Source organism: Xanthobacter autotrophicus (assembly GCF_030015065.1).
GTDB classification, from domain to species: Bacteria; Pseudomonadota; Alphaproteobacteria; order Rhizobiales; family Xanthobacteraceae; genus Xanthobacter; species Xanthobacter autotrophicus_D.
The window spans coordinates 1-426 of the sequence record NZ_JAIVFN010000465.1; the positions used below are offsets into that span (position 1 = coordinate 1).

At 66.0% G+C, this 426-nt stretch carries 1 protein-coding gene; it reads left to right on the forward strand.

Annotated features, from left to right (window positions below):
• On the forward strand, positions 1-401 hold a 401-nt coding region (locus tag K9U40_RS24060), incomplete at its 5' end, for a TRAP transporter small permease (RefSeq protein ID WP_282892562.1).
• Positions 402-426: the final 25 nt, after the last annotated feature.

Sequence of the window (426 nt, forward strand, 5' to 3'; positions counted from 1 at the left end):
GGCAGGTGTTCGGCCGCTACGTCCTCAACAACACGCCCACCTGGGCGGAGAGCCTGGCCCTGCTGCTGGTGCTCTACGTGACGATGTTCGGCGTGGCCGTGGGCGTGCGCGACGCCGGCCACATCGGCCTCGAATCGTTCCTGGTGCTGGCGCCCGACGGGCTGCGCCTGAAGATGGAATACCTGATCCACGTGCTGATCCTGGTGTTCGGCGCCGCCATGGCCTGGAATTGCGCCTCGCTCGCGCAGTCGGTGTGGGAATACCGCCTGCCCACGCTCTTCATCTCCGAAGGCTGGAAGTACGTGCCCGCCAGCATCGCGGGCGTGCTCATCGTGCTGTTTTCCATCGAACACATCATCGCGCTCGCCCAGGGCCGCGAAGTCGAACCCGCCTGGGGCTGATCCATGACCGTGCCACTCCTGATCC